General features: G+C 40.2%; 28 protein-coding genes and 1 pseudogene. 22 read left to right on the top strand and 7 right to left on the bottom strand.

Going from position 1 to position 26,942, the window contains the following annotated elements:
- Positions 1-63 precede the first annotated feature (63 nt).
- Together CRO21_RS10160 and CRO21_RS10165 are read left to right on the top strand one after the other, a co-directional pair.
- Positions 64-2,664, top strand: a complete 2,601-nt coding sequence (locus CRO21_RS10160) for a TonB-dependent siderophore receptor (RefSeq protein ID WP_097079183.1) — start codon at positions 64-66, stop codon at positions 2,662-2,664.
- A 79-nt stretch (positions 2,665-2,743) separates the two neighbouring features.
- A complete protein-coding gene (locus CRO21_RS10165; protein WP_171294027.1) occupies positions 2,744-3,151 on the top strand; it encodes a Fur family transcriptional regulator in 408 nt (135 codons plus the stop codon).
- A gap of 1 nt (position 3,152) precedes the next feature.
- Here CRO21_RS10165 and CRO21_RS10170 read toward each other — a convergent pair whose 3' ends face one another.
- On the bottom strand, positions 3,153-3,716 hold the full coding sequence (locus CRO21_RS10170) for a peroxiredoxin (RefSeq protein WP_097079185.1): 564 nt from the start codon (positions 3,714-3,716) through the stop codon (positions 3,153-3,155).
- Positions 3,717-3,876: 160 nt separating this feature from the next.
- Between CRO21_RS10170 and bioA the strand changes: the two genes are divergently transcribed.
- The 8 genes from bioA (at position 3,877) to bioD (ending at position 11,005) form a co-directional block, all read left to right on the top strand.
- Positions 3,877-5,163, top strand: coding sequence for an adenosylmethionine--8-amino-7-oxononanoate transaminase (gene bioA, locus CRO21_RS10175; protein WP_097079186.1), 1,287 nt, complete (start codon positions 3,877-3,879; stop codon positions 5,161-5,163).
- 539 nt (positions 5,164-5,702) lie between these two features.
- Complete coding sequence (locus CRO21_RS10180; RefSeq protein ID WP_097079187.1) at positions 5,703-6,569, top strand: MetQ/NlpA family ABC transporter substrate-binding protein; 867 nt, start codon at positions 5,703-5,705, stop codon at positions 6,567-6,569.
- 74 nt (positions 6,570-6,643) lie between these two features.
- On the top strand, positions 6,644-7,669 hold the full coding sequence (locus tag CRO21_RS10185) for a methionine ABC transporter ATP-binding protein (protein WP_097079188.1): 1,026 nt from the start codon (positions 6,644-6,646) through the stop codon (positions 7,667-7,669).
- Positions 7,666-8,361: a methionine ABC transporter permease gene (locus CRO21_RS10190; protein ID WP_097079189.1), complete on the top strand. Its 696-nt coding sequence runs from the start codon at positions 7,666-7,668 to the stop codon at positions 8,359-8,361. Before CRO21_RS10185 ends, CRO21_RS10190 begins: the two co-directional genes overlap by 4 nt.
- A 127-nt stretch (positions 8,362-8,488) precedes the next feature.
- Positions 8,489-9,646: an 8-amino-7-oxononanoate synthase gene (locus CRO21_RS10195; RefSeq protein ID WP_097079190.1), complete on the top strand. Its 1,158-nt coding sequence runs from the start codon at positions 8,489-8,491 to the stop codon at positions 9,644-9,646.
- An 86-nt stretch (positions 9,647-9,732) separates the two neighbouring features.
- Positions 9,733-9,945 (top strand): type II toxin-antitoxin system VapB family antitoxin, encoded by a 213-nt coding sequence (locus tag CRO21_RS10200; protein WP_087621508.1) that lies wholly within the window; start codon positions 9,733-9,735, stop codon positions 9,943-9,945.
- Positions 9,932-10,348 (top strand): type II toxin-antitoxin system VapC family toxin, encoded by a 417-nt coding sequence (gene vapC, locus CRO21_RS10205; RefSeq protein WP_097079191.1) that lies wholly within the window; start codon positions 9,932-9,934, stop codon positions 10,346-10,348. Before CRO21_RS10200 ends, vapC begins: the two co-directional genes overlap by 14 nt.
- 15 nt (positions 10,349-10,363) lie before the next feature.
- Positions 10,364-11,005, top strand: a complete 642-nt coding sequence (gene bioD, locus CRO21_RS10210; protein WP_097079192.1) for a dethiobiotin synthase — start codon at positions 10,364-10,366, stop codon at positions 11,003-11,005.
- Positions 11,006-11,050: 45 nt separating this feature from the next.
- On the opposite strand, the gene phrB is transcribed toward bioD, so the two are convergent.
- On the bottom strand, positions 11,051-12,472 hold the full coding sequence (gene phrB, locus CRO21_RS10215) for a deoxyribodipyrimidine photo-lyase (protein ID WP_097079193.1): 1,422 nt from the start codon (positions 12,470-12,472) through the stop codon (positions 11,051-11,053).
- A gap of 142 nt (positions 12,473-12,614) precedes the next feature.
- Between phrB and CRO21_RS10220 the strand changes: the two genes are divergently transcribed.
- Both CRO21_RS10220 and CRO21_RS10230 read left to right on the top strand, forming a co-directional pair.
- A complete protein-coding gene (locus CRO21_RS10220; protein WP_097079236.1) occupies positions 12,615-13,226 on the top strand; it encodes a hypothetical protein in 612 nt (203 codons plus the stop codon).
- 188 nt (positions 13,227-13,414) lie between these two features.
- Positions 13,415-14,887 (top strand): CYTH and CHAD domain-containing protein, encoded by a 1,473-nt coding sequence (locus CRO21_RS10230; RefSeq protein ID WP_097079195.1) that lies wholly within the window; start codon positions 13,415-13,417, stop codon positions 14,885-14,887.
- Between the two features lie 466 nt (positions 14,888-15,353).
- On the opposite strand, the gene rluB is transcribed toward CRO21_RS10230, so the two are convergent.
- The 3 genes from rluB to CRO21_RS10245 are packed head-to-tail and all read right to left on the bottom strand — an operon-like array spanning position 15,354 to position 17,740.
- Positions 15,354-16,313, bottom strand: a complete 960-nt coding sequence (gene rluB / locus CRO21_RS10235; protein WP_097079196.1) for a 23S rRNA pseudouridine(2605) synthase RluB — start codon at positions 16,311-16,313, stop codon at positions 15,354-15,356.
- A 40-nt stretch (positions 16,314-16,353) separates the two neighbouring features.
- Positions 16,354-16,950 (bottom strand): SMC-Scp complex subunit ScpB, encoded by a 597-nt coding sequence (scpB, locus tag CRO21_RS10240; protein ID WP_097079197.1) that lies wholly within the window; start codon positions 16,948-16,950, stop codon positions 16,354-16,356.
- Positions 16,943-17,740, bottom strand: coding sequence for a segregation and condensation protein A (locus tag CRO21_RS10245; protein ID WP_097079198.1), 798 nt, complete (start codon positions 17,738-17,740; stop codon positions 16,943-16,945). The genes scpB and CRO21_RS10245 overlap by 8 nt, the downstream gene beginning before the upstream one ends.
- Before the next feature lie 846 nt (positions 17,741-18,586).
- On the opposite strand from CRO21_RS10245, the gene mqo reads away from it, so the two are divergent.
- On the top strand, positions 18,587-20,224 hold the full coding sequence (mqo, locus tag CRO21_RS10250) for a malate dehydrogenase (quinone) (RefSeq protein WP_097079237.1): 1,638 nt from the start codon (positions 18,587-18,589) through the stop codon (positions 20,222-20,224).
- A 190-nt stretch (positions 20,225-20,414) separates the two neighbouring features.
- On the top strand, positions 20,415-20,873 hold the full coding sequence (locus CRO21_RS10255; RefSeq protein ID WP_141398129.1) for a hypothetical protein: 459 nt from the start codon (positions 20,415-20,417) through the stop codon (positions 20,871-20,873).
- 29 nt (positions 20,874-20,902) lie between these two features.
- Here CRO21_RS10255 and CRO21_RS10260 read toward each other — a convergent pair whose 3' ends face one another.
- Both CRO21_RS10260 and CRO21_RS10265 read right to left on the bottom strand, forming a co-directional pair.
- Positions 20,903-21,520, bottom strand: coding sequence for an L-threonylcarbamoyladenylate synthase (locus tag CRO21_RS10260; RefSeq protein ID WP_097079200.1), 618 nt, complete (start codon positions 21,518-21,520; stop codon positions 20,903-20,905).
- A gap of 59 nt (positions 21,521-21,579) precedes the next feature.
- On the bottom strand, positions 21,580-22,209 hold the full coding sequence (locus tag CRO21_RS10265) for an elongation factor P hydroxylase (protein WP_097079201.1): 630 nt from the start codon (positions 22,207-22,209) through the stop codon (positions 21,580-21,582).
- Positions 22,210-22,308: 99 nt separating this feature from the next.
- Here CRO21_RS10265 and CRO21_RS10270 point away from each other — a divergent pair, with 99 nt between their 5' ends.
- From CRO21_RS10270 to CRO21_RS10305, 8 genes and pseudogenes are all read left to right on the top strand, one after another.
- Positions 22,309-22,869, top strand: a complete 561-nt coding sequence (locus CRO21_RS10270; protein ID WP_097079202.1) for a YceD family protein — start codon at positions 22,309-22,311, stop codon at positions 22,867-22,869.
- Between the two features lie 67 nt (positions 22,870-22,936).
- Positions 22,937-23,122: a 50S ribosomal protein L32 gene (gene rpmF, locus CRO21_RS10275; protein WP_087621495.1), complete on the top strand. Its 186-nt coding sequence runs from the start codon at positions 22,937-22,939 to the stop codon at positions 23,120-23,122.
- A 151-nt stretch (positions 23,123-23,273) separates the two neighbouring features.
- A complete protein-coding gene (locus CRO21_RS10280) occupies positions 23,274-23,474 on the top strand; it encodes a hypothetical protein (protein ID WP_097079203.1) in 201 nt (66 codons plus the stop codon).
- 160 nt (positions 23,475-23,634) lie between these two features.
- Positions 23,635-24,621 carry an ACP S-malonyltransferase gene (gene fabD, locus CRO21_RS10285; protein WP_097079204.1) on the top strand — a complete coding sequence of 329 codons (987 nt, stop codon included), beginning with the start codon at positions 23,635-23,637 and terminating at the stop codon, positions 24,619-24,621.
- Entirely contained in the window at positions 24,618-25,352 is a 735-nt protein-coding gene (gene fabG, locus CRO21_RS10290; protein ID WP_097079205.1) for a 3-oxoacyl-ACP reductase FabG, read from the top strand. Before fabD ends, fabG begins: the two co-directional genes overlap by 4 nt.
- Before the next feature lie 84 nt (positions 25,353-25,436).
- Positions 25,437-25,673: an acyl carrier protein gene (acpP, locus tag CRO21_RS10295; RefSeq protein ID WP_087621491.1), complete on the top strand. Its 237-nt coding sequence runs from the start codon at positions 25,437-25,439 to the stop codon at positions 25,671-25,673.
- 221 nt (positions 25,674-25,894) lie between these two features.
- The gene (lysM, locus tag CRO21_RS10300; RefSeq protein WP_097079206.1) at positions 25,895-26,371 is read left to right on the top strand and encodes a peptidoglycan-binding protein LysM; all 477 of its coding nucleotides are present in this window, start codon (positions 25,895-25,897) and stop codon (positions 26,369-26,371) included.
- A 103-nt stretch (positions 26,372-26,474) separates the two neighbouring features.
- A pseudogene (locus CRO21_RS10305) lies at positions 26,475-26,942 on the top strand (IS3 family transposase); the annotation flags it as partial.

Below are 26,942 nucleotides of genomic sequence, written 5' to 3' on the forward strand. Positions count from 1 at the left end.
TTGATGCAAATGAATCGTCTTAACACATGAGAATTACTTTTTTGTTAAGACGGAGTTTAAATCATGGGGATTCAAAAAACTGCTTTAAGTCTGGTGATGGCCACACTGTTGTATTCCACCAGTGTATATGCACAAAATGTTGAATTAAATTTACCTGCACAGCCGTTATCGCAATCGGTACAACAGCTGGCACGACAAGCCAATGTTGATATTATTTATATTGGTGATATTTTAAATAATAAAACTGCGCCCAAAGTACAAGGTAATTTATCTGTACAACAGGCATTACATCAATTATTGCAAGGTACAAATTTAGTTGTTGAAAAAAAGGGTAGTGTCTGGAGTATTGTAGAAGGGACTAGATCAAGTTCGCAGGGTGAATTGCGAGAGGTGACGAATAGTATACAATTACCTGTCATTGTGGTGAAAGCCATAGATGATGATCCAAGAGAAGACTCAAAAAACAATTATGGGGTCAATCGTTCCAGCAGTACGACTAAACTGGATCTGGCACTCAAAGATACACCGCAAAGCATTACCATTATTACCCAGAAACAGATCGAGGAGCAGGCACTGACGGATGTCAATAAAATATTGGAAGCCACGCCGGGTGTAACTGTACAAAACTATGGCGTACCGGGTGCGGGACGTGCGACATTCTATTCCCGAGGTTATGAAATTAATAATGTGATGGTGGATGGTGCACCGACATTGATTAGTGGTACACGGGGTATGGAGTTACTTGCAGGTATGGATACGGTAATTTATGACCGTGTTGAAGTAACTCGAGGTTCTACCGGCTTAAGTACCGGAACCGGAGACCCCTCTGCCAGCATTAACTTTGTACGTAAACGCCCGGGATTTGAAGCAGAGCGCAGTGGCAAGATTAGTTGGGGAATATGGGGAAAGAAGCGTGTTGAGCTGGATGTTTCGCAGCCTTTCACTAGTGATGGTAGTATCCGTGGACGTTTTGTGGGTGCTTATGCACAGGGTGGAACGTATATTGATCGTATCCAGGAAGAAACAAAAACATTATACGGTATCGTGGAAGCGGATTTAGGCGAGAAGACCACCGTTGCAGTCGGTGGTACATGGTTTGACAAAGATATTGATGATGCCAGCCCACATATGACAGCTATTTATTCAACGACTTATAATACATATAAATCGGGTCTATTTGATTCAGGAAGTCGAAAATGGAATGCTGCAACAGATTGGTCTTATGCACATACAAGAATGTGGAATGGTTTCTTAACGCTTGATCATGCTTTTAATGATCATTGGAAACTTTCTACCAATTACCAATATACGCGGAGTATGCCGGATCGTGTTTGGGGGATTTTAGGGTCGGAATGGTATAATGCGACTGATAATACAGCCAGTATTAGTATAGGTCGCGAAAATGATGATTCCAAAATTCATAATCTGGATATTAGCTTATTGGGAAAGTTTGAACTATTTGGGCGAGAAGCACAGATTGCTCTAGGGGCTAATGGTTTTAACCAAAAAACTTTTTCTCCAAATTATTACACATCAAGTTGGAGTAATTCTCCATCATGTAGTACATCAATACATGCAATTTGTACTACTCTGGAAGATTGGAATGGTCATATAGCTTATCCTGAAAATTCAGGGCGTACTGCTCTTAAATATGGTCAATATCCATTGGATAAAATGATTAGCCACAATGATATTCATGAAAAACAATATGGTTATTTTTTTAGTACAAAATTTGAACCTATAGATAAGCTTAAAGTTATTTTAGGTACACGTTTTAATCATTATGAAATTAAGAACAATTTTTATAATGTATCAAAAATAAAAGAGGAACTTAATTCTTATGAGTATTCACCAAAAGATAAATGGATACCTTATGCTGGTTTAATTTATGATTTAACACCTAATACGACTGCCTATGCCAGTTATACAGGGATTTATAAAACTCAATTAGAAAAAGATAAAAATGATAATTTCCTTCCATTTATTGAAGGGAACTCCTATGAAATTGGAGTTAAAGGTGCATTAATGGATAATAAATTAAATCTGGCAACGGCCATATTTAGAATGAAAGAAGAAAACATTGCTTATTTAGATTCGAGTCCAACTTCTGGTACATTTACCTGTACCCCAGTAACAGGGACAAGTTGTGAAATTATGTACGCTAGTGATGGACCTACTATCAGCGGCTTTGAAATCAGTGCTCAAGGACAATTAACCCCCAAATGGCTGATTAATGCTGGTTATACCTTCTTACATGTAAAATCGCAAAATGGCTATGAACGTATCTCAGGATCTTCCATGACCACAGGGGATTATAGTTATGAACGTCCCAAACATGCCATTAACTTGTCTACTTCATATTTAGCCACAGATAAATTAACTGTAGGAGGTTCAATTCGCTGGAAATATAAAACCACTCAAGGAATTTCTTACTGTACAGATACAGGGTATTGTTCCGATACAACGACGAGTGCTAATCAAATTGCCCGTTCACAGGGTGGTTTTGCTGTGGTGGATTTAATGGCACGCTATCAGATTAATGAATATATAAATCTGGGTTTAAATATTACTAATCTATTTGATAAAGAATATAGATCTAATGATCTGGGTAGTGTATATGGCATACCAAGATCAGGTACCATTTCTTTAGGATTTAAATTTTAATTAAGCTTCCCCTTATTTTTCACATTAAGGATAAGGGGGATTTTTTAATTTCATCATTTCAATAAGAGAGTTTTATATGGTGTATGGTCAGGAATATACAATCATTCGTGATTTGTTAAAACATAAAAATATCAAAGTCACTTTGCCAAGAATTATGATTTTTCAAATTTTAAAAAATTCCAGAAAACCCATAACAGCTTATGAGATTGAAAATATACTCATTAAGAAAAATTATCGCACCAATCTTGCAACTATTTATGCCACATTAAAAATTTTAAAAAATGCTGGTCTGCTTTATTATCATAAAATTAATAGTGAACAGGCACAGTATTCTCTCGCTTCCATACATAGTCCGATCCAAATCATGTCAGCCTACGGGATCATCCAAACTTTAGATAATGAAGAAATTGCTCAGCATATTCACCAATTGTGTATAAAAAAGCAACTCACTTTAAAATCCTATCAGATTACCATTCGGGTAGATTAAATTATTTCTTCTGCAATTTCTGTATATCCTTTAATACCTGATCAGCATGGGTCTGAGTATTAACACTACTATAATGATAAACCACGACACCTTGCGGATCGATTAAGAAACTTTCACGTTTGGCAACTTTGGCAATCCCCAGATTTCTCACAATCCCAAGCTTTTGCGCCAATTGATGATCTGAATCTGCTAGAATGGGAAAGGGTAGACCCAATTTTTCAGAAAATACCTGATGCGATTTGACATCATCCAGACTTGCACCTAATACCACCGCATTGGATTTTAAAAATTGCGGATAAAGTTCTTTAAATTGTTTGGCTTCTTGCGTACAGCCCGGTGAATTATCCTTAGGATAAAAGTATAAAACCACCCATTTACCTTTATAGTCTTTTAGTTCATGCCATTTCTGGTTTTGATCCTGTAACTTGAAGGCAGGCGCAAGTTGCCCCACCCATTGTTTTTGCCCTTCCTGACTGGGTTTAATGAGTGAGTTCTCGGCGAAACTTGAACTGGCTGTAATGGACAGCGCGGCGATTGAAATTGCACAACATATATTTTTTATCATTGTTGGAACCATAGGTTTAAATCGGAATTATTCTCATCATAGCAGAAATAATTTCTCAAATTATAAAAATTATTCGCTGAGATACAACAGGTCATTTTGCCATAGGACTGCGGGCTTAAATATGTAAAACTATCGCGATTCTGTTTTTGACCGATTTATTATGCACGACCCTTTTGACCATCAGCATCTTTGGCATCCTTATACTTCCATGATTGATCTTCTAGCGACCTTTAAAGTCAAGGCTGCACAGGGTGTATATCTTGAACTAGATAGTGGTGAACGCTTGATCGATGGGATGTCGTCGTGGTGGTGTGTGATTCATGGCTATAATCATCCACAATTAAATCAGGCGATTGAGCAACAGTTAAAATCCATGGCACATGTCATGTTTGGCGGACTGACGCATCAACCTGCAATTGATTTAGGCAAGCAATTACTGGAGATTGTGCCGCAGCATTTTAGCAAGATTTTTTATGCCGATTCGGGATCGGTTGCGGTTGAAGTGGCCTTAAAAATGGCAGTGCAGTTTTGGTCAGCAAAAAACGGATTAATAAAAGACAAAAATAAGAAAACCAATTTTATTACCACACGCTCCGGCTATCATGGCGATACATGGAATGCGATGTCGGTGTGTGATCCTGTTACAGGCATGCATCATATTTTTGGGAGTAGCTTACCACAACGTTTTTTTGTCCCTGCACCACAATCGCGTTTTGATGGCGAATGGCTGCCACAGGATATTGAGCCTGTAGAACTCATTCTTAAACAGCATCATCAGTCTATTGCTGCGTTTATTGTCGAGCCGATTGTACAGGGTGCCGGTGGCATGCGTATGTATCATCCGGAATATTTACGGCAAGTGGCTGCGCTGTGCAAACAGTATCAGGTTCTGCTTATTCTGGATGAAATTGCGACGGGTTTTGGTCGTACCGGTAAAATGTTTGCCTGTGAACATGCCTGTGTCGAAGCAGATATTATGTGTATCGGTAAAGCCTTAACCGGCGGTTATATGACCTTATCGGCCACACTAACCACCGATCATGTGGCAGAAACCATTAGTCAGGGTGTACCTGGTGCATTTATGCATGGTCCGACATTTATGGCCAATCCACTGGCATGTGCAGTGGCGTTAAAGTCGATTCAGGTCTTACGGGCGCAGGACTGGCAAGGCAAAATTATGCAGATTCAGGCGCAGATTCAATCCTCTTTGAGTGAGCTTGCAGCTTTGCCACAGGTGGCAGATGTGCGGGTACTGGGAGCGATTGGAGTGGTAGAAATGCGCCAGCCCGTGGATATGGCAGAGATTCAGCAGCAGTGTCTGGCACTGGGTATCTGGATTCGTCCGTTTGGTAAACTAGTCTATATCATGCCTCCCTATATTATTGATGTGCAGGAGTTAGATACTTTATTATCGGCAGTGAAAAAAATTGTGCGCTCTATTGCGTGAGCGATTAAATAAGGCACTTATTGCATGTAGGATTTATAGCAAAGTTCGATTTATGGGCTACATATCATATCGTCATACTTGCGAAAGCAAGTATCCAGAGCAAAGTTCTTAAGGCCTAGGTTTGAGCTTTTAGAGTTTGATTTAGGATACGTTAACTCTGGATGCCGGATCAAGTCCGGCATGACACAAATGTAGCTTACATTTTTTATATAATAAATCCTGCTGTCAATCGCAGAAAAATTGATAAAGATGCCAATAAAAGTCATCAAAATAATACTCAAGACACTGATTTTCTCTGGAAGATCAGCTGTTTTGGGTGATTTATACACCTAAGGCCACAAAAATATTTCTGACAAAATTGTCGGCAAAGATTCTCTACTATAACAGATTTATATTTATTGCTATGATGGCGACATTTTTAGGACCTCATATTTTCGTTTTGATTTGAAAATTTTGGTGCTAAGCCCATTTTTATAAACCATTTTCTCGTGTTTAGTGTGTTAAACAATTAAACAAGAATTCCATTTTAAGGTAATCCTATGAAAAAACTAATTGGTCTTTTCTTAAGTGCATCGGTATTGCTGACAGCATGCGGTAAACAACCGGAAACAGCGACACAAGACAAGGCAACCACAGATGGACTGCAAACTGTGGTACTGGCATCTACCGGTTCGGATGCCGATATATGGCGTTATATTGCGACATTGCCGGAAACCAAAGAAGCTGGCATCAAGTTGGAAGTGAAAAACTTTACCGATTATGTTGCCATGAATACTGCGGCGGCCAATAAAGAAGTTGATGCCAATGCATTTCAGTCGTATGCATATCTGGTTGCATATAACGCTGCCAATAAAGACAAGATTGCCCCTGTGTCTACCACTTATCTTGAACCGATGGGGATTTATTCCAGCAAATACAAAGCTCTTGATCAGTTTCCACAAGGGGCAACCATTGCCATTCCCAATGATGGTGCGAATGAATCCCGTGCCTTGTTGTTACTGCAAAGTGCCGGTTTACTTAGCCTAAAAGATGGTTTTGATCCAGTGAAGGGCACACCAGCTGATATTACTGCCAATACTAAAAAATTGGTGATTAAGCCGATTCAGATGGCAACCGCAGTTCGTGTTAAAGATGATGTTGATGCGATTATACTGGGGAATACTCTGGCGATGGAAGGCGGTTTGAACGTTCTAAAAGATGCAGTGTATTATGAGCCGATTGATCAAAGTACCAAATTGAATGTCAATGTACTGGCGACTGCCGAATCGCGTCAGAATGATCCAACATTACAAAAACTGGGTGGTTTATATCATACCGATGCTGTGAAAAAATATGTTGATGAAAATTTTGGCGGTACCAAGGTCGATGTAAATGAACCAGTAAGCTATCTTACAGGCAGCAACTAGTTCTATAATTCTATGACTGAAACAGCTAGAGGGAAGCTTTAGCTGTTTCTTCTTTTTTCAACAGTTCAAGCGATATGATTCAATTTAAAAATATATCTAAAGATTATCAGCTGAAAGGCCAGACCTTACATGCACTGGATCAGGTTAATCTGGACATTCCAGAAGGCTGTATTTTTGGCATTATTGGTTATAGCGGTGCCGGGAAAAGTACCTTGGTTCGGTTGATCAATCTACTGGAAAGACCGACAGCCGGGCAGGTGATCATCAAGGGTCAGGATCTGACACAACTTGATGCTGCTGCACTGCGCCATGAACGCGCCAATATTGGGATGATTTTTCAGCATTTTAATCTGTTACAAAGCAAGACTGTAGCGGCAAATATTGAAATGCCGTTAAAGTTGCTGGGAATCCCGAAAGCTGAACGTGAAAAACGACTGGAAGAATTGCTGGATTTTATCGACTTAAAGCACAAGCGTGATGCATTTCCAGATGAGTTGTCCGGTGGGCAGAAGCAACGTGTCGGTATCGCCCGTGCGTTGGCCAATCACCCAAAAATTCTATTATGTGATGAAGCGACTTCGGCACTTGATCCACAAACCACCAAGTCGGTACTGGCATTATTAAAGAAAATTAATCGTGAGCAGAATATTACCATTGTAATGGTTACACATGAAATGGATGTGATCGAAACGATTTGTGATCGTGTGGCAGTTATGGAAGCCGGCAAAGTCATTGAAACCGGTACGACGGTTGAGATTTTTAGCCAACCACAGCATCCGACCACAAAGAACTTTATCCAGACCGTGTTACAGCAACAATTACCCCAAAATATTTTTGCACAGCTGGAACATCAGCATCATCACAGTATTTATTGCCTGCAATTTATTGGCAAATCTGCCCAGCAACCGGTGGTACAGGCATTGATCAAGCAGTTTGATATCAGCCTGAATATTCTGTTTGCCAATATGACCGAAATTAACGGCACCGTGATCGGTCAGATGTTTGTGCAACTGTTGGGTGATGAGGCATTGATTCAACAGGCGATTGAGTTTTTACAGTCACATGAAGTTCGGGTGATTCAGTCAGGAGAACCAGTATGAGAGATTTAATCGTACAGTGGTTAACGGCAGTGACAGCACCGTTCTGGCAAAGTTCACTGAGCATGGATCAGTTTGTAACTGCCTTGCAAGAAACCTTTCAAATGGTATTTTTTGCAATGATTTTTGGTGGTATTTGGGGCTTTATTCAGGGCATTACCATGGTATTGACCCGTCCCAAAGGCATTTTACCTAATCGTGTGATTTATCATGGTTTAAATCCGCTGATTAATGCTCTACGTTCATTACCGTTTATTATTTTGCTGATTGCAGTGATTCCTTTAACCAAGTTTTTAGTCGGTTCTTCGATTGGTACTTGGGCGGCAATTGTGCCGCTAACGATTTATATCGGGCCCTATATGGGACGCTTAATTGAAACGTCTTTGCTCGAGGTGAATGAGGGGATTATTGAATCGGCACAGGCAATGGGGGCGACACCAGCACAAATCGTATTCAGGTTTATTTTACCGGAAGCACGGAGTTCGCTGATTTTAAACCTCACCACAGCCACGATTAGTCTGATTGGGGCAACGGCTATGGCTGGTGTTGTCGGTGCCGGTGGTATTGGCGATTTGGCGGTATCCTATGGTTATCAGCGTTTTGATAGTAGTGTGGTAATTTTAACTGTAGTGGTATTATTGATTCTGGTGCAATTTGTACAAATGCTGGGTGAATGGTTGGCAAAACTTAGATAATCTGGTTAAAAATTTTTAAACACCCTGTAACTTGAGCAGTATGATCAATTTGCCGGGTGTTTTTTTATGGTAGCATCTCAGCCCTGACCTGAACGGCCGACGTTCAATCTGACTGATGTGAGTATCAATGAATCCTTTATATCAATCTTATGCCGATACTTTAGAACAGTTAAAGCATAAGGATAACTTCCGTTTTTTTAAGAAAATTCAGCATCAAGGGCAATATGCCATATTAAATGGCAGCACCATGTTGAATCTAAGTTCCAATGATTATCTGGGGCTGGCGCAAAATGAAGCGTTAACACAACAGTTTTTTGATCTCTACCCGGTTGAAACCCGTCATTTAACTAGTTCTTCTTCCCGGCTACTGACCGGAAACTTCCCTGAATATGAACAACTGGAAGCCAGTTTAAGTCAAGCATTTGGTCGGGCCAGTCTGTTATTGAACAGCGGCTATCATATGAATATCGGTATTTTGCCCGCCTTGACTGATAGCAAGACTCTGATCATTTCCGATGAGTTGATTCATGCCAGTATTATCGATGGCATTCGATTAAGCAAGGCACAGAAACAACGCTATGTACATCAGGACTTAGCGCAACTGGAACAGCTTTTAATTCAGGCATCCAATCGTGACGAAATTGAAAAAATCATGGTGGTGACCGAAAGTGTCTATAGTATGGACGGTGATATTACCAATTTAAACGCATTGGTGGCCTTAAAACAGAAATACGCAAAAGTTATGCTCTATGTCGATGAGGCACATGCCATTGGTATCTATGGTGACAAAGGTTTGGGTTGTGCTGAGCAGCAAAATTGTATCGCTGACATTGATTTTCTGGTCGGAACTTTTGGCAAGGCCTTGGCCTCTGTCGGTGGCTATCTGATTTGTGATGAAATTATTCGTGAATTTTTGATTAATAAAATGCGCTCACTGATTTTTTCTACCGCCCAGCCACCACTGAATATGGCTTGGACAAATTTTATATTTCATCATATGCAGCAGATGCAGGATAAACGTCAGCATCTTTTACAGATTAGCCAGAAACTAAAACAGGCGGTGCTAGACAGAGGATTGGCTTGTCCAACTGATAGTCATATTATCCCGGTGATTTATGGTGAAAATCAAATTGCTGTGGATAAAGCCCTGCACATGCAGCGGGCCGGATTTTATGTTTTACCGATTCGTCCGCCAACTGTTGCTGAAGGGACTGCACGGGTACGAATCTCTCTCGATGCAAATTTATCGTGGTCACAACTTGAACCGCTTATTGCATATTTATAAGTTGGGGCGATATCTGCATTTGTCGATATACCTGTAAGATATGCTATTCTGTAGTTACATCTGTTTGTTTCGAGGAAGCGAAGGTCATGAGTATTAATCTTGATTTAGACCAGAATTTACTGGCAGAAGCAATAAAGCTTGGACATTTGTCAAATGCGCAAGAAGTGATTGATCTTGCATTAAGGGAATTTGTACAGAGAAGACAAGCACAGGAAGTTATTGAATTATTTAATACGATAGATATAGATGAAGATTATGATTATAAAATGATGAGACAGCGACCTCATGATTTTAGTTGATACCTCAATTTGGTCGCTGGCTTTTCGGAAAAAGCAAAAAACAAATACGGACATGCATATTATTACTGAGTTATCAGAACTTATTTTAAATGGTAGGGTAGTGGTTATTGGCGCCATACGACAGGAAATATTAAGTGGTCTTCGTGATGAGTTACAATTTCAAAAATTAAAAAACAAATTAAGCATTTTTAAAGATATAGAGGTGATTACTCAGGATTATGAATGTGCAGCACAATTCTATAATCAATGCCGTAGACATGGTATTCAAGGGTCACATATCGATTTTCTTATCTGTGCGATTGCTGTACGGCATCGATTAGAGGTTTTTACACTAGATCAGGATTTTAAGCATTATCAATCATATATAGGTGATTGTTTGTCAATATATGAACCAAAATCCTAAAGAGAGATATGCGTGATGAAAAATGCTGTGTATTTTATCAGTGGCATCGATACCGATATTGGCAAAACTGTAAGTACCGGGATTCTGGCCAAGCAATTGCTGGATCAGGGTGTCAATGTGATTACCCAGAAATTGATTCAAACCGGTAATCAGGGTTTTTCCGAAGATATTGCCCGCCATCGCCAGATCATGCAGATCGATACATTCCCGGAAGATCAGCAGGGTTTGACTGCGCCTCAAATTTTTGCCTATCCTGCATCACCCCATTTGGCGACCCGACTTGAACAAAAACAACTGGATTTAAAGGCAATTGAGCAGGCTACGCAACAACTGGCTGCCCGTTATGATGTGGTATTGCTGGAAGGTGCAGGCGGATTAATGGTGCCGTTAAGCGAGGATTTACTCACCATTGATTATATCGCGCAACAACGTTATCCGGTAATTTTAGTCACCTCTGGACGCTTGGGCAGTATTAATCATACCTTATTAAGTTTGGCAGTTTTAAAGCAATATGGCATTTCCCTCTATGCATTGGCGTTTAATGCCTTTCATGATGCCAAAGATCGCGTGATTGCCGAGGATACCCGACAATATCTGAAAAACTATCTGGCGGAACATTTTCCAGATGCATTGTGGCAGGAGATTGCCAGTATTTAATTCTTTTGATGACTGTAAAATCCTTTGGTTTCACAGCCAAATGATTTAATGTTTAATCCCCTTAAAAGCATCAAGCGCACGTTGTCGGCTTTGTTTTAAATCGACAATCGGTTGTGGATAGTTTAATCCTTCACCTACTTTAAGATAGTGATAGGGTTCATGAATCGCTTTATTATCCAGATGTGCCAGTTCAGGCAGCCATTGCCGGATAAAATCGCCATTGGGATCAAATTTCTGTGACTGGCTAATCGGGTTAAAAATACGAAAATAGGGCACACTGTCTGTACCTGTTGAGGCAGACCATTGCCAGCCCCCGTTATTGGCAGCCAGATCACCATCAATTAGGTGCTGCATAAACCATTGTTCGCCCAGTCGCCAGTCAATCAGTAAATTTTTACTGAGAAACATCGCCACAATCATGCGCAGGCGATTATGCATCCAGCCTGTGTTTAGTAGTTGGCGCATGGCAGCATCAATCAAGGGAAAACCGGTTTTCCCCTGTTGCCATGACTGTAAATCCTCAGGTGCATTGCGCCGTTGAATTTTACCGGTTTCGGCTTTAAAGAGCTGATGTCGGCTGACCTGCGGAAAACCGTATAAAATATGTTGATAAAATTCCCGCCATAATAATTCGTTCAGCCATGTATTAATGCCGTTATTTGAGCTAAAAAGCTGATTTTGATGATGCTGTTGAATATATTGTACACATTGCCGAATAGAGAGTATCCCTGCATTAAGATAAGGCGAAAGCTGACTGGTCCCCTGTATGGCGGGGAAATCCCGTTCAGTTTGATAATGCGTGATCTGATCTTCGACAAAGTGATCCAGTTTTGACAATGCAATATCCTCACCGACCGGCCAGTGTTGGCATCGCTTTTCCGATATTGAAGCAAAACCCGCAATGGACTGTGGTATGTCATCACTGGCAATATTAAGGGACTGCTGGAGCGTAGGTTGGTCATAAGTGTGCAGAATGTGCGCTTGATCCAAACGTTCATAACACACCTGTTTGAACGCACTAAAAACTTTATAATATTCGCCACTTTTATTTTTAATCGAACCGACTGGAAATAGTGTGCGATCAGAATATTCATGCACATCAATCTGCTGGTGCTGTAATCGCTGTTTTACTGCAAGGTCACGCTGCATTTCATTGATACCATATTCCTGATTCCAATAGACACTTTTAATCTGATGCTGCTGACACAGTTGCGATAACAGATCTGGAATATCCTGCCAAAGTTCAGTGTGACCAATCAGCAAAGGAATGTTAAGTTGTTTTAATTGCAGCGAAAGCTGTTGTAATTGTCTAAGCCAGAAATCGACTTTACAGCTGGCATCATCATGTTGTTGCCATTGTGTCGGGGTGATGATAAAAACTGCAATGGTCAAATCTTGCTCTGTGGCATGAAATAAGGCAGTATTGTCATTTAGGCGTAAATCATTGCGAAACCAGTATAAATTCATGAAAAGTCAGACAGTCAAAATTTATTTTCCATCATAACGTAATGTTGAAAGAAATTAAGCAAACAAGATGTAAATGAGAGATTAAGGAATCATCATGTGGCATAAATATTTTATTCAGGCGTTATCAGGTTTATTGGTTAGTATGGTGACATTGGCAACAATGGCCAAGACACCGAGCACAACGCAAATCATCGACTGGATAAGCAATTCGGAAAAGTCATATGCATCACCAGCAAATAAAATTGTGATTGAGCATAGCGAGGAAATTACATTGTTATCCGGTGAAAAAGCCTATGTCTCGGGCATTGAATTTGTCAATGCCGGACGTAATTTTGTCAAGGGTTATATTCTGACCCGGCCGGCTCTGAAACAATCACACATTCTGCAATTTGGTGGTCAGTCTAATACGTTTGTGGTGCATCAGGTGATTGTAAAAGGTAAACCGGTTAATCTGGTTGAATTTGAAGGTGCTGGTTCTGGGCAAGGTACAATTGGAAAGAGCCGTACACTGGCCTATTTTAAAAACTGGCAGCCGATAACGATTGCCGAGGCCAGATCCTATTATTCACCGGGGCAATATGATGACAAGCTTGGAGATAGCGATTGTAAAACCGGTGCCAATAATATCGGTATACTGAATGTGCTGGAACAACAGAGCATGGTACTCAAGACCGAAATCACTGGAAATGCCTGTGCATCACGTGTGCAGGATTATAAAATTCAATCAAAACTTATTCCGATTGTGCTGAAATAAGATTTGAAAATGAAGGACCATTTCAACAGAATAAGAGTCATATTAGTAATGAAAGAAGATACTTTTGGTATGATAAATGGAGGAAATCCAGGTTACGTTACTGCACACAAAATATGCTATCTCTTGTCTTTGATTACACGTTATATTGACAGCTTGAGCGACGATTTTAATATATCAGGAATATGGCCATGGTAGAAATCGAACTAAAATTTCAACTTCCTGAAAAGCAAAAAAAAGCTGTTGAACGGGCATTTAAAAAAGTAAAGGCACGGCAGATTCAACTGCATGCGAAATATTATGATACGCCGGATCGCATATTATCCCAACATGGCGTGGCGATACGTTTGCGCCTGGAGGGTGAAAACTGGATACAGACGCTAAAAGCTGCGGGAGAAAGTCATTTACACCGCATAGAAGAAGAAATATTTTTAGGTAAATGTGAACAGCCACCGGATTTAAATCTGGATTTATATCAGCATAATCGAAGCGTACAAACTTTATTGACCGAGATTCTGGGTGATCAGAAGGATCAACTTGCACTCCAGTTTGAAACCATTGTCCAGCGGACTTTTCATGTTTTTGAGGTGCATGGTAGCCTGATTGAAGCGTGTCTTGATGATGGTGAAATTCGTAGTTCGCAAACACATCAGAAAATTTGTGAAGTTGAGTTTGAACTCAAAAGTGGTGATGCGGCTACCTTGATTGACTTTAGCCAAAGTTGGGTAGAGCAATATCAGCTATGGCTTGATGTCAGAAGTAAAGCCGAGCGGGGAAGCCTTTTGGCAGCAGGTAAAACGGTTTCTCCTGCGACACATGCAAAATCTTTTGTACTGGATAAGCAGCTCTCAGCAGAAAATGCATTACAAAAGATGGTGATTAATTGTCTTAATCATTTATTGCCAAATCTTGCGGCAATTGCCGATGACATCGCCGAACCTGAACATATTCATCAGGCACGTGTTGCCTTGCGTCGTTTACGTAGTCTTTTGAAAAACTTTGGTAAATGGTCTGCACATGTCAATCCGGAATGGGAAGCTGAACTTGCGGCCTTATTCAGACAATTGGGTACAACCCGTGATCTGGATGTCATTACACTGGAAATTTTACCGAGAATCCAGCAGCAGACCGATGCACCTGTATTGCAAATTGATGCAGAAACACAGGCAACCGAAGATTCTAGTGCTTTATTCCGTCAGCCATCGACCGTAAAACTATTATTAAAATTACTGGAATTTTCCTATCGTCAACCTGGACAAAGCAAACAAAAGAATGTGTCGTTAAAACGACGGGTAAGTAAAAGATTAGATCATTTACATCATCAATTATTTCATGATGCAAAGCACTTTGCGGATATGGATGCCGAGGCACGTCACCGTACGCGGAAACGGGTAAAAAAATTAAGATACATTATTGAATTTATTGCGAAGATTTATCCGCAAAAACAAGTTGAGAAATATCTAAAATATTTGCAGAAAGTGCAAAATCATTTGGGCAAATATAATGATTTAATCATTGCGGAGCAGTATTTTAGTCAGCAAGTTCAACAAAACCCGGATTTTAATTTTGCATTGGCATGGGTAGGCACCGAACAGAAAAGTTTGCTGGTTAAAGTAGAAAAAAATCTGCTTAAATTTAGTCAGCTCAAAGGATTCTGGGCGTAATCCAAAGCAATGGTGGGGAAAGTTGTGGGCAAGGTGAATATTGATTCGGAGCAAAGTGTATAGCGGTTATAAAGTGTCATCACCTAAGATTTAAATAACCAAACGTCAGTTCGGGATAAAAGTATTTGTTTTGTATAAATAAAATTAATTTCAATGAAAGAATCACGACGGGGTCTTACAAAGTTAGGCATATTTTAGGATTAACCTTCGGTTCGACCTACTTTTCTTTCGGGAAAAGTAGGCAAAACCATTTGTCCGCTGCGGACTCGGTCAAATACCGCTAAAAAACAAATTAATTGAAAAACATTATTTTGCAGATAATTTGCTGACCTCGAACAAGCAGCGGACGCTGCTACAAAACCAATTTCTTCTACTCACCTTATCCCGAATTCACGTTAGCCAAAAAGATTGTTTTAATGTGCTGAATATGTAAGCATTGTCCATATTCAGCAGGTGATGTTAACAATTATTTATCATTAAATTTCTTAAAACCTTTATTGGCATAATCCAGCGGTTTTTTTGCGCTATGAAAAGGTGCCTTTCGTGCTGGTTGAGCATTTTGTTCGACATCATTTTCACTATCTCGGCGTTGTTGGCGTAGATATCCACCACGACGAGCTGGCATAGGTTTTTCAATCATTTTCTCATTACGGCGTTTTGCCATACCGTAAAGACCTGTACCTTGACGTGGCTTAAGCTCTACCAGCTTGGTCAGGTTATCGATGTCGTGTTTATCCAGTTCTATCCAGCGACCGGTACGTAATTCACGAGGTAAAATCACTGAACCATAACGGGTACGCAGCAGACGGCTAACTTTTAAACCTTGCGATTCAAACAAACGACGAACTTCGCGGTTACGGCCTTCTTTGACGACCACTTGGTACCAGCGGTTAATGCCGTCACCACCTAAATCGGTGAAGGATTCAAATTTTGCCGGACCATCATCGAGCTCTACACCAGCCAGTAAGGTCTGACGAATTTGTGGGGTGACTTCACCCATGACACGAACAGCGTATTCCCGTTCAATTTCATTCGATGGATGCATCAAGCGGTTTGCCAGTTCACCATCATTGGTAAATAACAATAATCCGGTACTGTTAATGTCCAGACGACCCACCATGACCCAGCGATCATTGGCAATTTGGGGTAAATGTTCAAATACAGTCGGGCGATTTTCCGGATCGTTACGAGAACAGATTTCACCTTCGGGTTTATAGTAAATCAGCACACGGCGGCGGATTTCATCTTCGATTTGATAACTGATTTTTCGGCCATCAATGCGCAGTTCATCCCCAGGTTCGATGCGTTCGCCGACTTGTGCAACACGACCATTGATACTGACTCGGCCAGCAGCAATTACCTCTTCCATATAACGTCTAGAACCTAAACCGACTCTAGCCAGTACCTTCTGTAATTTTTCACTCATAACTGCACAACCTTAAAATAAAATATACAAAATCATTTGCTTAAGAACATCGCGAAAAACTTTCTAGCTGTGTCAAAGCGTCCTGTTGATCTTGGATAACTGGGAGATCATTTAATGATGCCAAACCAAAGGCATTTAAAAAAATAGGGGTGGTAACTAATAAAGCCGGGCGTCCAGGTGCATCCCGAAAACCCGACTCTTTAATCCAATTCCATTCGAATAGTGTCCTTAACACCATACTATTATTACTTACACCACGAATTTGTTCGATATCGGCACGGGTTACTGGCTGGTGATAAGCAATCACTGCAAGCACTTCCAATAAACTTGGCGACAATTTGATGGGACGTTCCGGCCAAGCTTCATGAATCACATGGCGATATTTGGCACGTACCTGAAATTTAACGCCCTGTACAGTTTCAATCAGTTCAACCGAACGACCATGTTGTAAAATCGACAATTGCTGTAAAAGTTGACGAATTTGCTGGGTGGAAAATTGTCCGCCAAGTGCCTGCTTGAGCCTTGCGGTTGAAACAGGGGCATCACTGGCAAAAATAATCGCCTCAATCTGCATTAATGCTTCATGATGCAGATCATCCAGAGAGGCTGTATTTTCAGGAAAAGTTTGATTAGGCATAATGCTTTCCTTGAATACTGAGTGGACGGATATGCCCATCTTCAACAATCTGTACAAATTGCTGCTTTACCAGTTCAAGAATGGCCATAAATGTCACCACCATTCCCATGCGGCCTTGAGCAGGCTTGAGCAATTCGTCAAAACTTAGAATACCGCCTTCGGCAACGCGGTCACAAATGTACTGAATACGTTCTTCCAGCAAGACAGGTTCCTGTTCGATACTATGGATATAGGGTTCGGGGCGCTGAAAAACGCATAGCAGGGCATCGGTCAGGCTTTGCGCATCATAGCCTTCATAGACAATCCCTCGCTCCCCTAAACTGACTTTTGCATCAAATACATCACGTTCCAGAATATTCAACTGGCTAAGACGTTCGGCAGCTTGTTTGATTCTTAAATATTGTTCTAGTCGATCAATCAGTTGTTTTTTCGGATCATCTTCAAAGTTCGGTGCACTTTCCGGTTTTGGCAGTAGTAACCGCGATTTTAGATCGGCAAGCAGGGCAGCCATTACCATATAATCCGCAGTTAATTCGATGTTATCCGATTTCATTCTGTCCATATAGAATATATATTGCTGTGCAATGGGCGCAATATCCAGATGTTTGAGATCAAATCCGTTCTTTTGCACCAGATACAGCAAAAAATCCAGTGGCCCTTCAAATTGCTCCAGTAGGATTGCGAAAGCTTCTGGCGGAATATACAGATCCTCAGGAATATCCTGATAATATTCATCCAAAACACGGATAGAAAGCTGTTGTTCTATATTGGGATAAAGCTCTGTGCTCATTTCGATTATTTAGCCACGCGAATTTTCAAAAGCATGTTTTAGTATTGACCCAATAGACAAGCATATCAGGAGATTCGGCAAATTGTAGCCGATTTAATACAGTAAATAAATCATTAGATTTAAATCTAATGCGTTTTATTTGTAGATTAGGGTCTGTTAACACTTCATAAATGAATTGCGTTGTAGGTTAAAATTTTTTTAGACTAGGCATGAAATGAAGATAATGGTGGTTCCATTAGCAAATTTCATAACGAAGTATGGAGGAATTTTAACCACAACCCTTCGGGACAGGATCGTTTTTTGCCGCTACGTCGTTATGAATAGTTCATTTAGAATGACTAAATCTCACTATTCATGCCTAGTATTGTCTAAAAAACGGTCACTGTCGCAATCGTAGACGAAATGTTAACAGACCCTCAATTAATCCAAGTATTTCACTCGGAATTTTGGCATAATGGTCAACTTATACAGACCAAGGTCGTATTGTAACTGGTTTTTATCGCCACCTAAAAACATGAAGCAATGATCCATGCAATATTTTTATCTCCTAGTCCATTGACGTTAGTATTTGTATTGGATGTTTATTTGCAATGTGCTGCTGTATATACGGCATTTTTGATGTTGGCATGGAGTTGTTTTGTGTGATTTGCAATAAAATTTTATGACTAAGCTGTTTTTATCTACGTAATTTTATCGTGTTTTTGTTCAAACATTTGTAAATTTTGAATATTTTACCAGAAATGTTAGGCGCATTAATTTCGTTTTTGTGATTTGACTGTTTGAAATGCAATGGGCGTGAGCCAAATTGTCCAGTATCAAATCAAAAATCATTTTAAGGTAATGATGATGAAAAAATTCTTAAAATATTTAGCAATCATACTGTTGATTTTGCTAATCATCGGGCTAATTTTTTTATTTAGACCGATTACATCCAAACAGGTAAAAACTTCTAGTGAAGAACCTGTGGTGGATGTGGTGTTGATCGGCGGTGGCATCATGAGTGCCACGCTGGGTACATACTTTAATGAACTTGAGCCAGATTGGCAGATTCAGATGTATGAACGTCTGGATAAAGTTGGGCAAGAAAGCTCAAATGGTTTTAATAATGCCGGAACAGGACATTCAGGCTTTATGGAAATGAATTATACCGCTGAAAAAGACGGTAAAATGGATATTTCCAAAGCCGAGAATGTGGCTTCACAATTTGAAGTGGCAAAACAGTTCTGGTCTTACCAAGTGAAAAATGGCGTACTTGCGGAACCTAAAACATTTATCAATCCTGTAGATCATATTGCGTTTGTCTGGGGAGATAATGTTAACTTTCTGGAAAAACGTCATGCTGCCATGATTAAAAGTCCATTATTTCAAGGCATGGAGATCACAGAAGATCCAAACGTGATTAAGCAATGGGCGCCTTTGGTGATGAATGGTCGCAAGGCCTCAGAAAAAGTTGCTGCAACACGTATGGATATTGGTTCTGACGTAAACTATGGTGCAATCACGACACAGTTAGTCGATAATTTGCAAAAGCAATCCAAGTTTAAATTAAATGTATCGACAGAAGTGACTGGGATCAGTCCAAATGCAGATAAAACTTGGACCGTGCAATACAAGGATTTAAAAACAGGTAAAGCAGGGCATATCAAAACCCGTTTTGTCTTTATTGGTGCCGGCGGTGCCTCTGTGAAGTTATTACAGATGACAGGACTGGAAGAAGCAAAACAATATGCCGGTTTCCCGGTGGGTGGCGAATTCCTGATCACGGATAATCCATTAATTACTGCTCAACATACAGCCAAAGTGTATGGTCGTGCCGAACTGGGTGCACCGCCCATGTCTGTGCCACATATTGATACCCGTTATATTGATGGTAAAAAATATGTGTTATTCGGACCATTTGCCACTTATTCCAATAAGTTCCTGAAACAGGGTTCACAGTTTGATTTACTGGCATCTACCAATAGAAACAATGTGTTGCCAATGACAGCGGTGGGTATTGAAAATCTGGATTTGGTAAAATATCTGATTAGTCAGGTTGCTATGTCAGATGAAGATCGCCTGAATGAGTTGCGTAAGTATTATCCTGAAGCGCAGGCAAAAGACTGGCGTCCAAGTCAGGGTGGTCAACGTGTTCAGATCATTAAAAAAGAACCGGGTAAACCAGCAAAACTTGAATTTGGTACAGAAGTATTTGTGTCTAATGATCGTGGTTTAACTGCGTTAATGGGCGCTTCACCGGGTGCATCAACTTCACCGTATATCATGCTCAACTTGCTTGAAAAAGCCTTCCCGGAAAAAACCAGTGGTGAGTGGAATGCAAAACTGCATGATATTATCCAGTCTTATCAGCAGGATTTAAGCAAAAATGCGGCATTGCTGGATCAGATCCGTCAGGATACCAGTAAAACGCTGGGTCTGAATTATGCACCAAGAACGGTAACAACTACATCAGCAGATCATACAGCTGTTGCGGAAGTGCAATAAGCTTCTTGCTGTAGATGCATAAAAAAGTATGCTAAACATACAGGATAATAAATAGGCTGTTTCGACGGCCTATTTTTTTAGTAATTTACTCAGAAATCATTTTAGATGAGCAAATGACAATAGCAATGGATCTATCGTCAGAATGTTAAATCAACAAAATATGCATCATTTGGAAAGTTTGGATAGACATATGCTTACTGATCTATATCCCAAAATAGGCCGTTATCTGGTTTATCTTTTAATATTTTCTTTAGGAAGTTATGCACTCTTACAATCGATGTATATTCCAATTATCGGTGGCAAGGCCATCTTTTTTCTGGTGGTGCTTACATTGTTGATGCAAGTTTGGGCATCGATCAAACAGCACAAAAGCTATCAGGTTATTGCATTGTTATTAGGTATTATCGTGTTGATCTATGCTTCATTGACGCATACTTTAAACCATGCGTTGATTTTGTTATGCAGTACAAGTTTACTTGCATTACTTATCTTGGACAAAATTAATCCAAAGCCTGTTATTATTGCTGTGTTATTTATATTGGCCTTATTTTATATTCTGTTGATACAGCATCACTATTTGATGGAATTAAAACAACATTATCAGCAATTTGAGACAGGCGAAAGCTGGCAGCAAATGGGCGCTTTATAAATAAAGCCAAAATGCCTTTATTCAAGTCCCTATTCAAAGGCACTCACATCGCCCAAACCGCGTCGTACAATAATCGGGTGATCCTGTGACAAATCGATAATACTAGTGGTTGCCAACATACCAATGCCACTATCAATAAAGACATCGATACGTTTTTCCAGTTGCATTTCAATTTCATAAGGATCGTCAAGCGGGTCTTCCTGACCTGGCAAAATCAATGTACTGGTAATTAAGGGTTCACCCAATTCTTTAAGTAAGGCCTGACAAACCGGATTGCTTGGAATACGGATACCAATGGTTTTTCGTTTCGGATGCATTAAACGGCGAGGCACTTCACTGGTGGCGGGTAGAATAAAAGTGGTTAAGCTAGGTGTATTGGCCTTTAAAAGACGATACATGGCATTATCGACTTTGGCATACGTTGCAATATCGGATAAATCCTGACAAAGAATGGCATATTGATGTTTTTTGTCGAGTTGACGAATTTGTGCAATTCGCTCCATTGCCGCTTTATTTCCAATTTGACAGCCGATCGCATACGCAGCATCTGTTGGATATACGACCACATCACCTGCTTGAATGCTTTCCACAGCCTGACTAATTAGACGTGGTTGTGGATTATCCGGATGAATTCGTAAATGTAACATAATGGCTGGTCCTGTAAGTCTCGCTGTTTATATTATAACATTTTTTTGCTGTCTTGTTTTTAATCAAGTGCTTGCCGTGAAAACTCACTTTTATGTGGCATTTTCCCTGCTTTTATTTCATTACAAAGATATTGGATCAGGGTTAGACCATCTTTGGGAATTGTCGCTGGTTCGGCTAGATAATACTGAACTTGGGCAAAGACTTGATCTTTGAACAGTGCACCATTGCCCCCAGCACCGGTTAAATTATCCAAAGACACACGAAAAGGACGTAAGCAGGCCTGCGCAAATAACCATTCCAGTGCTTGTGGTTTAACTTCTACCTGTTCAAAAAGACATTGTTGTTCTGCCGTTCTGCCATCGGGTGCGTACCAGTAACCGAGATCGGATAAGGTGCGTCGTTTTGCGCCAGCAATGCACCAGTGACTGATTTCGTGTAGGGCACTATTAAAAAAACCATGAGCGAACTGAATTCTGGCAGGGTGCTGATCCGTGGCTGGAAAATACTCGGGTTCGTGTTCGCCACGTACTAAAATCACATTGTAGTGGGAAAACCATTGATTAAAGTGTAAAATCAGCCAATCTACCTGTGCATGTTCGTCAATACATGTTGACCATGCAGTTTGTAGGGATACACTTCGAGGTGAAGACGTTGTTTGAAGACGATTTTGTGCTTGCAACGGACTCATAAAAACTGATTTCTCTCAAACAATACAAAATTAAGCTGCGAAATTGTATCTTAATCTTTGACATTAGTTTGATGAATTTGTAGAATTGCCGCCTTAATTATGTCAGCAAATACCTTTCCGGCACAGATTGAGCCGTTTAAATGGGCAGAGCAAGGCTTTTCGTGGTCAGGTCAACTACCACTGTCAAGTTTTACTCGTATTGCTCACGAAGCTGTTGGATCGATTGATAATCAATGGGTTCAGGTCGACTGTAAGCTATCTATGGATGCTTATCATCGTATCGTATGGCTCACTGCACATTTGCAAGCCAGTGTAAATTTACAATGCCAGCGTTGTCTGGATGCCGTAGAAATACCTTTGCAATCAGATGTTCATGTGGCCATGTTGGATGATGAGTCTGAGATAGATCATTTGGATGAGGATGCTGATTTCATCATCTTGGGTGAAGATCTAGGGACACAAAAAGGTGATTTTAAAACGCCTGCAACTGTGGACCTGATTTACATTCTGGAAGATGAATTGCTATTGTCGATGCCAAATTCACCCAAGCATGATGCTTGTGAACATAAACATCGACCAGCAGTTCAAGCTGTGATAGATGAAAAACGGGATAATCCGTTTGAAATTTTAGCAGGTTTGAAGGGCAAACTTGGTTCATAATGTGTTATACTAGACCAAGATATTGATGTTCGATCCATTTTTTTTCGATCTTTGTAAGGAGCCTCTCATGGCTGTTCAGCAAAACCGTAAAAGTCGCTCTCGCCGTGATATGCGCCGCTCTCATGACGCTTTAACCGCGAGCACTTTAACTGTAGACCAAGCTACTGGTGAAACTCACCGTCGTCACCACGTGACCAAAGACGGTTTTTACCGTGGCCGTCAATTGTTTGCTCAAGCAACTGATGCAGAATAATCGTTTATATAACGATGATCTGACAATTGTTTGTCGCGCATAAGCGTAAAAACAAAAAATGGGGAAGCGAGAGCTTCCCTTTTTTATTGAATAATTTTTTTAAATTTAAGATTTTTATATATTGATCTTTAGAATTTTGGTTTGAAATAAGATGAAAAAAGATTGGGCATATAAAACAGCTTTTATAGGAACTTTTCTGATCGGTACGGGTAGTTATATTTATTCAGATTTACAAGCAAAAAATACGCCACTAGATTTAGGGACGTGTATTATTTTGGGCGCGTTGGCTTTATTTGCAATGCTGGCAATTTTGTACTATTTCCGAAGTGAAGATAAAAAAAGCAATCAATAGAAAGCATCGAAACATTATTTTTGTTTTTTAGTATGCGCTCATACGTTGGTCTAACTTTTTAATAAAGGTATATTTTGCGCTAGAACAAGTAAAATTTGCTTGTTAAGCTAACGTATTTACAATTGCAATATTCACATTAACGTCCGAAACGGGAAGTTCTATGTCTACATTACCATTCTCCCAGATTACCAAAGCCACTCAAACGGCTTTTATTTTTCCTGGGCAAGGCTCTCAAAAAGTCGGTATGTTGTCCGAATTGGCGGAACGTTTTCCATCAATTTTAGAAACATTTAAACAAGCATCGGATGCTTTGGGTTTTGATCTTTGGCAAATTGTCCAAACAGGTGACAAACTGAATCAGACCGAATTTACCCAGCCTGCACTGTTAACAGCAAGTATTGCATTATGGCGCGTCTGGCTAGAAGGGGGCGGTCTATTACCGACTTATATGGCCGGTCATTCGCTTGGTGAATATAGTGCACTGGTTGCCGCAGAGGCGTTGTCCTTAGCCGATGCAGTAAAACTGGTGCATTTACGTGGTCAATTTATGCAACAGGCAGTACCCCAGGGACAAGGGGCGATGGCAGCGATTTTAGGTTTATCCGATGATCAGGTGATTGTATTGTGCCAATCTGCATCGGAAGTCGGTGCAGGCAAGGTAGAGGCTGCAAACTTTAATGCACAAGGGCAGGTGGTGATTGCAGGGGATACCGAAGCGGTTGAAGTGGCGATTTCTAAAGCAAAAGAATTGAGCGGAAAAGCCATTGTCCTACCGGTATCTGTTCCGTCACACTGTAGCCTAATGAAAGCGGCTTCAGAACAGTTTGCCGAGGCGCTGGCAAAAGTGGATTTACAGTTACCCAAAATTGCAGTGATTAACAATGTCAGTGCAAATGTGGCAAACGATTTAGACAGTTTGAAACAGGCACTTGTACATCAACTTTACCAACCTGTGCAATGGACCAGGACATTGACTTATCTCGAACAGAATGATGTGCATTATCTGGTTGAATGTGGTGCTGGTAATGTTTTGAGTAATTTGGCAAAACGTCTGCCATTTGTAAACAAAGCTTTACCGATCGATACGGTAAGTCGTTTTGAAGATGCTTTGCATACCATTTTAACAGCTGAAGGAAAAATTGCATGACTCAGCCAAAGCGTATTGCTTTAGTGACAGGTGCTAGCCGTGGAATTGGCGCAGCAATTGCACAGCAATTGGCGCAGGACGGATTATTTGTTGTGGGAACAGCGACAACTGAATCCGGTGCAGCCAAAATTGCTCAGACACTGGGTGACAATGGTACTGGTCTGGTGCTGGATGTGCGTGATGCAGAGTCCATCGAACATGTTGTAACTCAGATTGAACAGCAATATGGTGCAATTCTGATTTTGGTCAACAATGCCGGTATTACCAAAGACAATCTGCTTTTGCGTTTGAGCGAAGAAGATTGGGATGATGTGATGAATACTCATTTAAAAGCCATTTATCGTCTTTCCAAGCGGGTATTAAAAGGCATGACCAAAGCCAGATTTGGGCGAATTATCAATATTAGTTCGGTGGTTGCACATTTTGCCAATGCGGGTCAGACCAATTATTCTGCTGCCAAAGCAGGAATCGAGGCATTTGGTCGTAGTCTTGCCAAAGAAATGGGAAGTCGACAAATTACGGTGAATGCGATTGCACCGGGATTTATTGCAACAGATATGACAGAACAACTGGATGCGTCAATCAAAGATAAAATGATTGCACAAGTCCCATTAAATCGCTTGGGTCAAGCCCAGGATATTGCAGATGCTGTAAGCTTTTTGGCAAGTGATCGTGCAAATTATATTACAGGTACGGTGTTACATGTAAATGGTGGCATGTATATGAGCTAATTATTATGATTAGCTTTGACAATATTATTTTTTAATCTAAAATGGCGTTAGTATAAACCGCCACAAGCAATGAGGAGAATTCCTGTGAGCGATATCGAACAACGTATCAAGCAAGCAGTTGCAGAACAACTTGGTATACGTGCCGAAGATATTAAAAACGAAGCATCTTTTATGGATGATTTAGGTGCAGATTCATTAGACCTAGTTGAACTGGTTATGTCTTTTGAAAATGACTTTGATATCACCATTCCGGATGAAGATTCAAATGCAATCACAACTGTACAATCAGCAATTGATTATGTGACTGCAAAGTTAGGATAGTTTGTTCGATTGTGAATTGATTATCGAAAAGGTCGCAATTGCGGCCTTTTTTTATTGGTTAAGGCGTCCCGCCCTGAAAAAAGTTTTCTATTTAAGCCCTACATAAAATAACAATTTATTGTGATTTGTTTCTTGTTTTTATTGGGTTCAGGGGTTAAAACAATTGAGACATTTATTTTTAATGTTCGTATAAACATATAATAGGTAATAGGAGAAATAGAATGGGTCTTTTTGACTTTGTGAAAGGTATTGGTAAAAAGAACAATGCACAGCCTGTAGAACAACCTGCTACACAGCAAACCACCACAGAACCATCAGCGCAAGAAGTTGCCAATAAATTGTTAGGTTTAGTCCAAGGTCTAAATCTTGGTATTAAAGGTCTTTCCATTAGCTACAATGCAACAAGCGATCTCGCCACGATTAAAGGTGAAGCGCAATCACAGGCCGATCGTGAAAAAGCTGTATTGGCAGTGGGTAATGTGGATCATGTGGCAAAAGTGGATGATCAACTCACTGTCGCCACACCAGAGCCTGAAAGTAAGTTCTATACAGTGAAATCTGGTGATAATTTATCTAAAATTGCCAAAGAAGTTTATGGCGATGCCAATCAATACAACAAGATTTTTGAAGCCAACAAACCTTTGCTTAAAGATCCTGATGAAATTTTCCCAGGTCAGGTGTTACGTATTCCTGCCTAGTCTTCTGTGTTATAAAAAAGAGTGATGATTCACTCTTTTTTTATATTTTTGTCCCATCCTAAATAAAGTTGACACTTTTCATTCTTAAATTATGGAGAGTGTTATGACTACACCACTTAAACGAACACAGCGAGATTATAGTCTTGCCTTTAAATTGTCAGTTGTTGATCAAGTTGAAAAAGGTGAATTGACCTATAAGCAAGCACAGGATAAATATGGTATTCAAGGTTGCTCTACGGTTTTGGTTTGGCTTCGCAAGCATGGTAATTTAGATTGGAGAAAAGGAACACCTTTTTACCATTTAGGTCAAACTACTATGTCTACTACGCCACTTACGCCAGAGCAACGGATTAAGGAGCTTGAACAGCAACTACGTGATACCCAACAGAAAGCTGAATTCTTTGAAGCGGTTGTTGATGTCTTAAAAAGAGATTACGGAGTTAGTATTGTAAAAAAGCCACGAAGCAAGTCATCAAGGAAAAGAAAGAGTTAGGCATAAGTATTGTTCAATGTTGCCGTTATCTTGGCATAACCAGACAAGCCTATTACCAACAATGCCAACGAGATGTCT

This window comes from Acinetobacter puyangensis (assembly GCF_900096995.1).
Taxonomy (GTDB): Bacteria; Pseudomonadota; Gammaproteobacteria; order Pseudomonadales; family Moraxellaceae; genus Acinetobacter; species Acinetobacter puyangensis.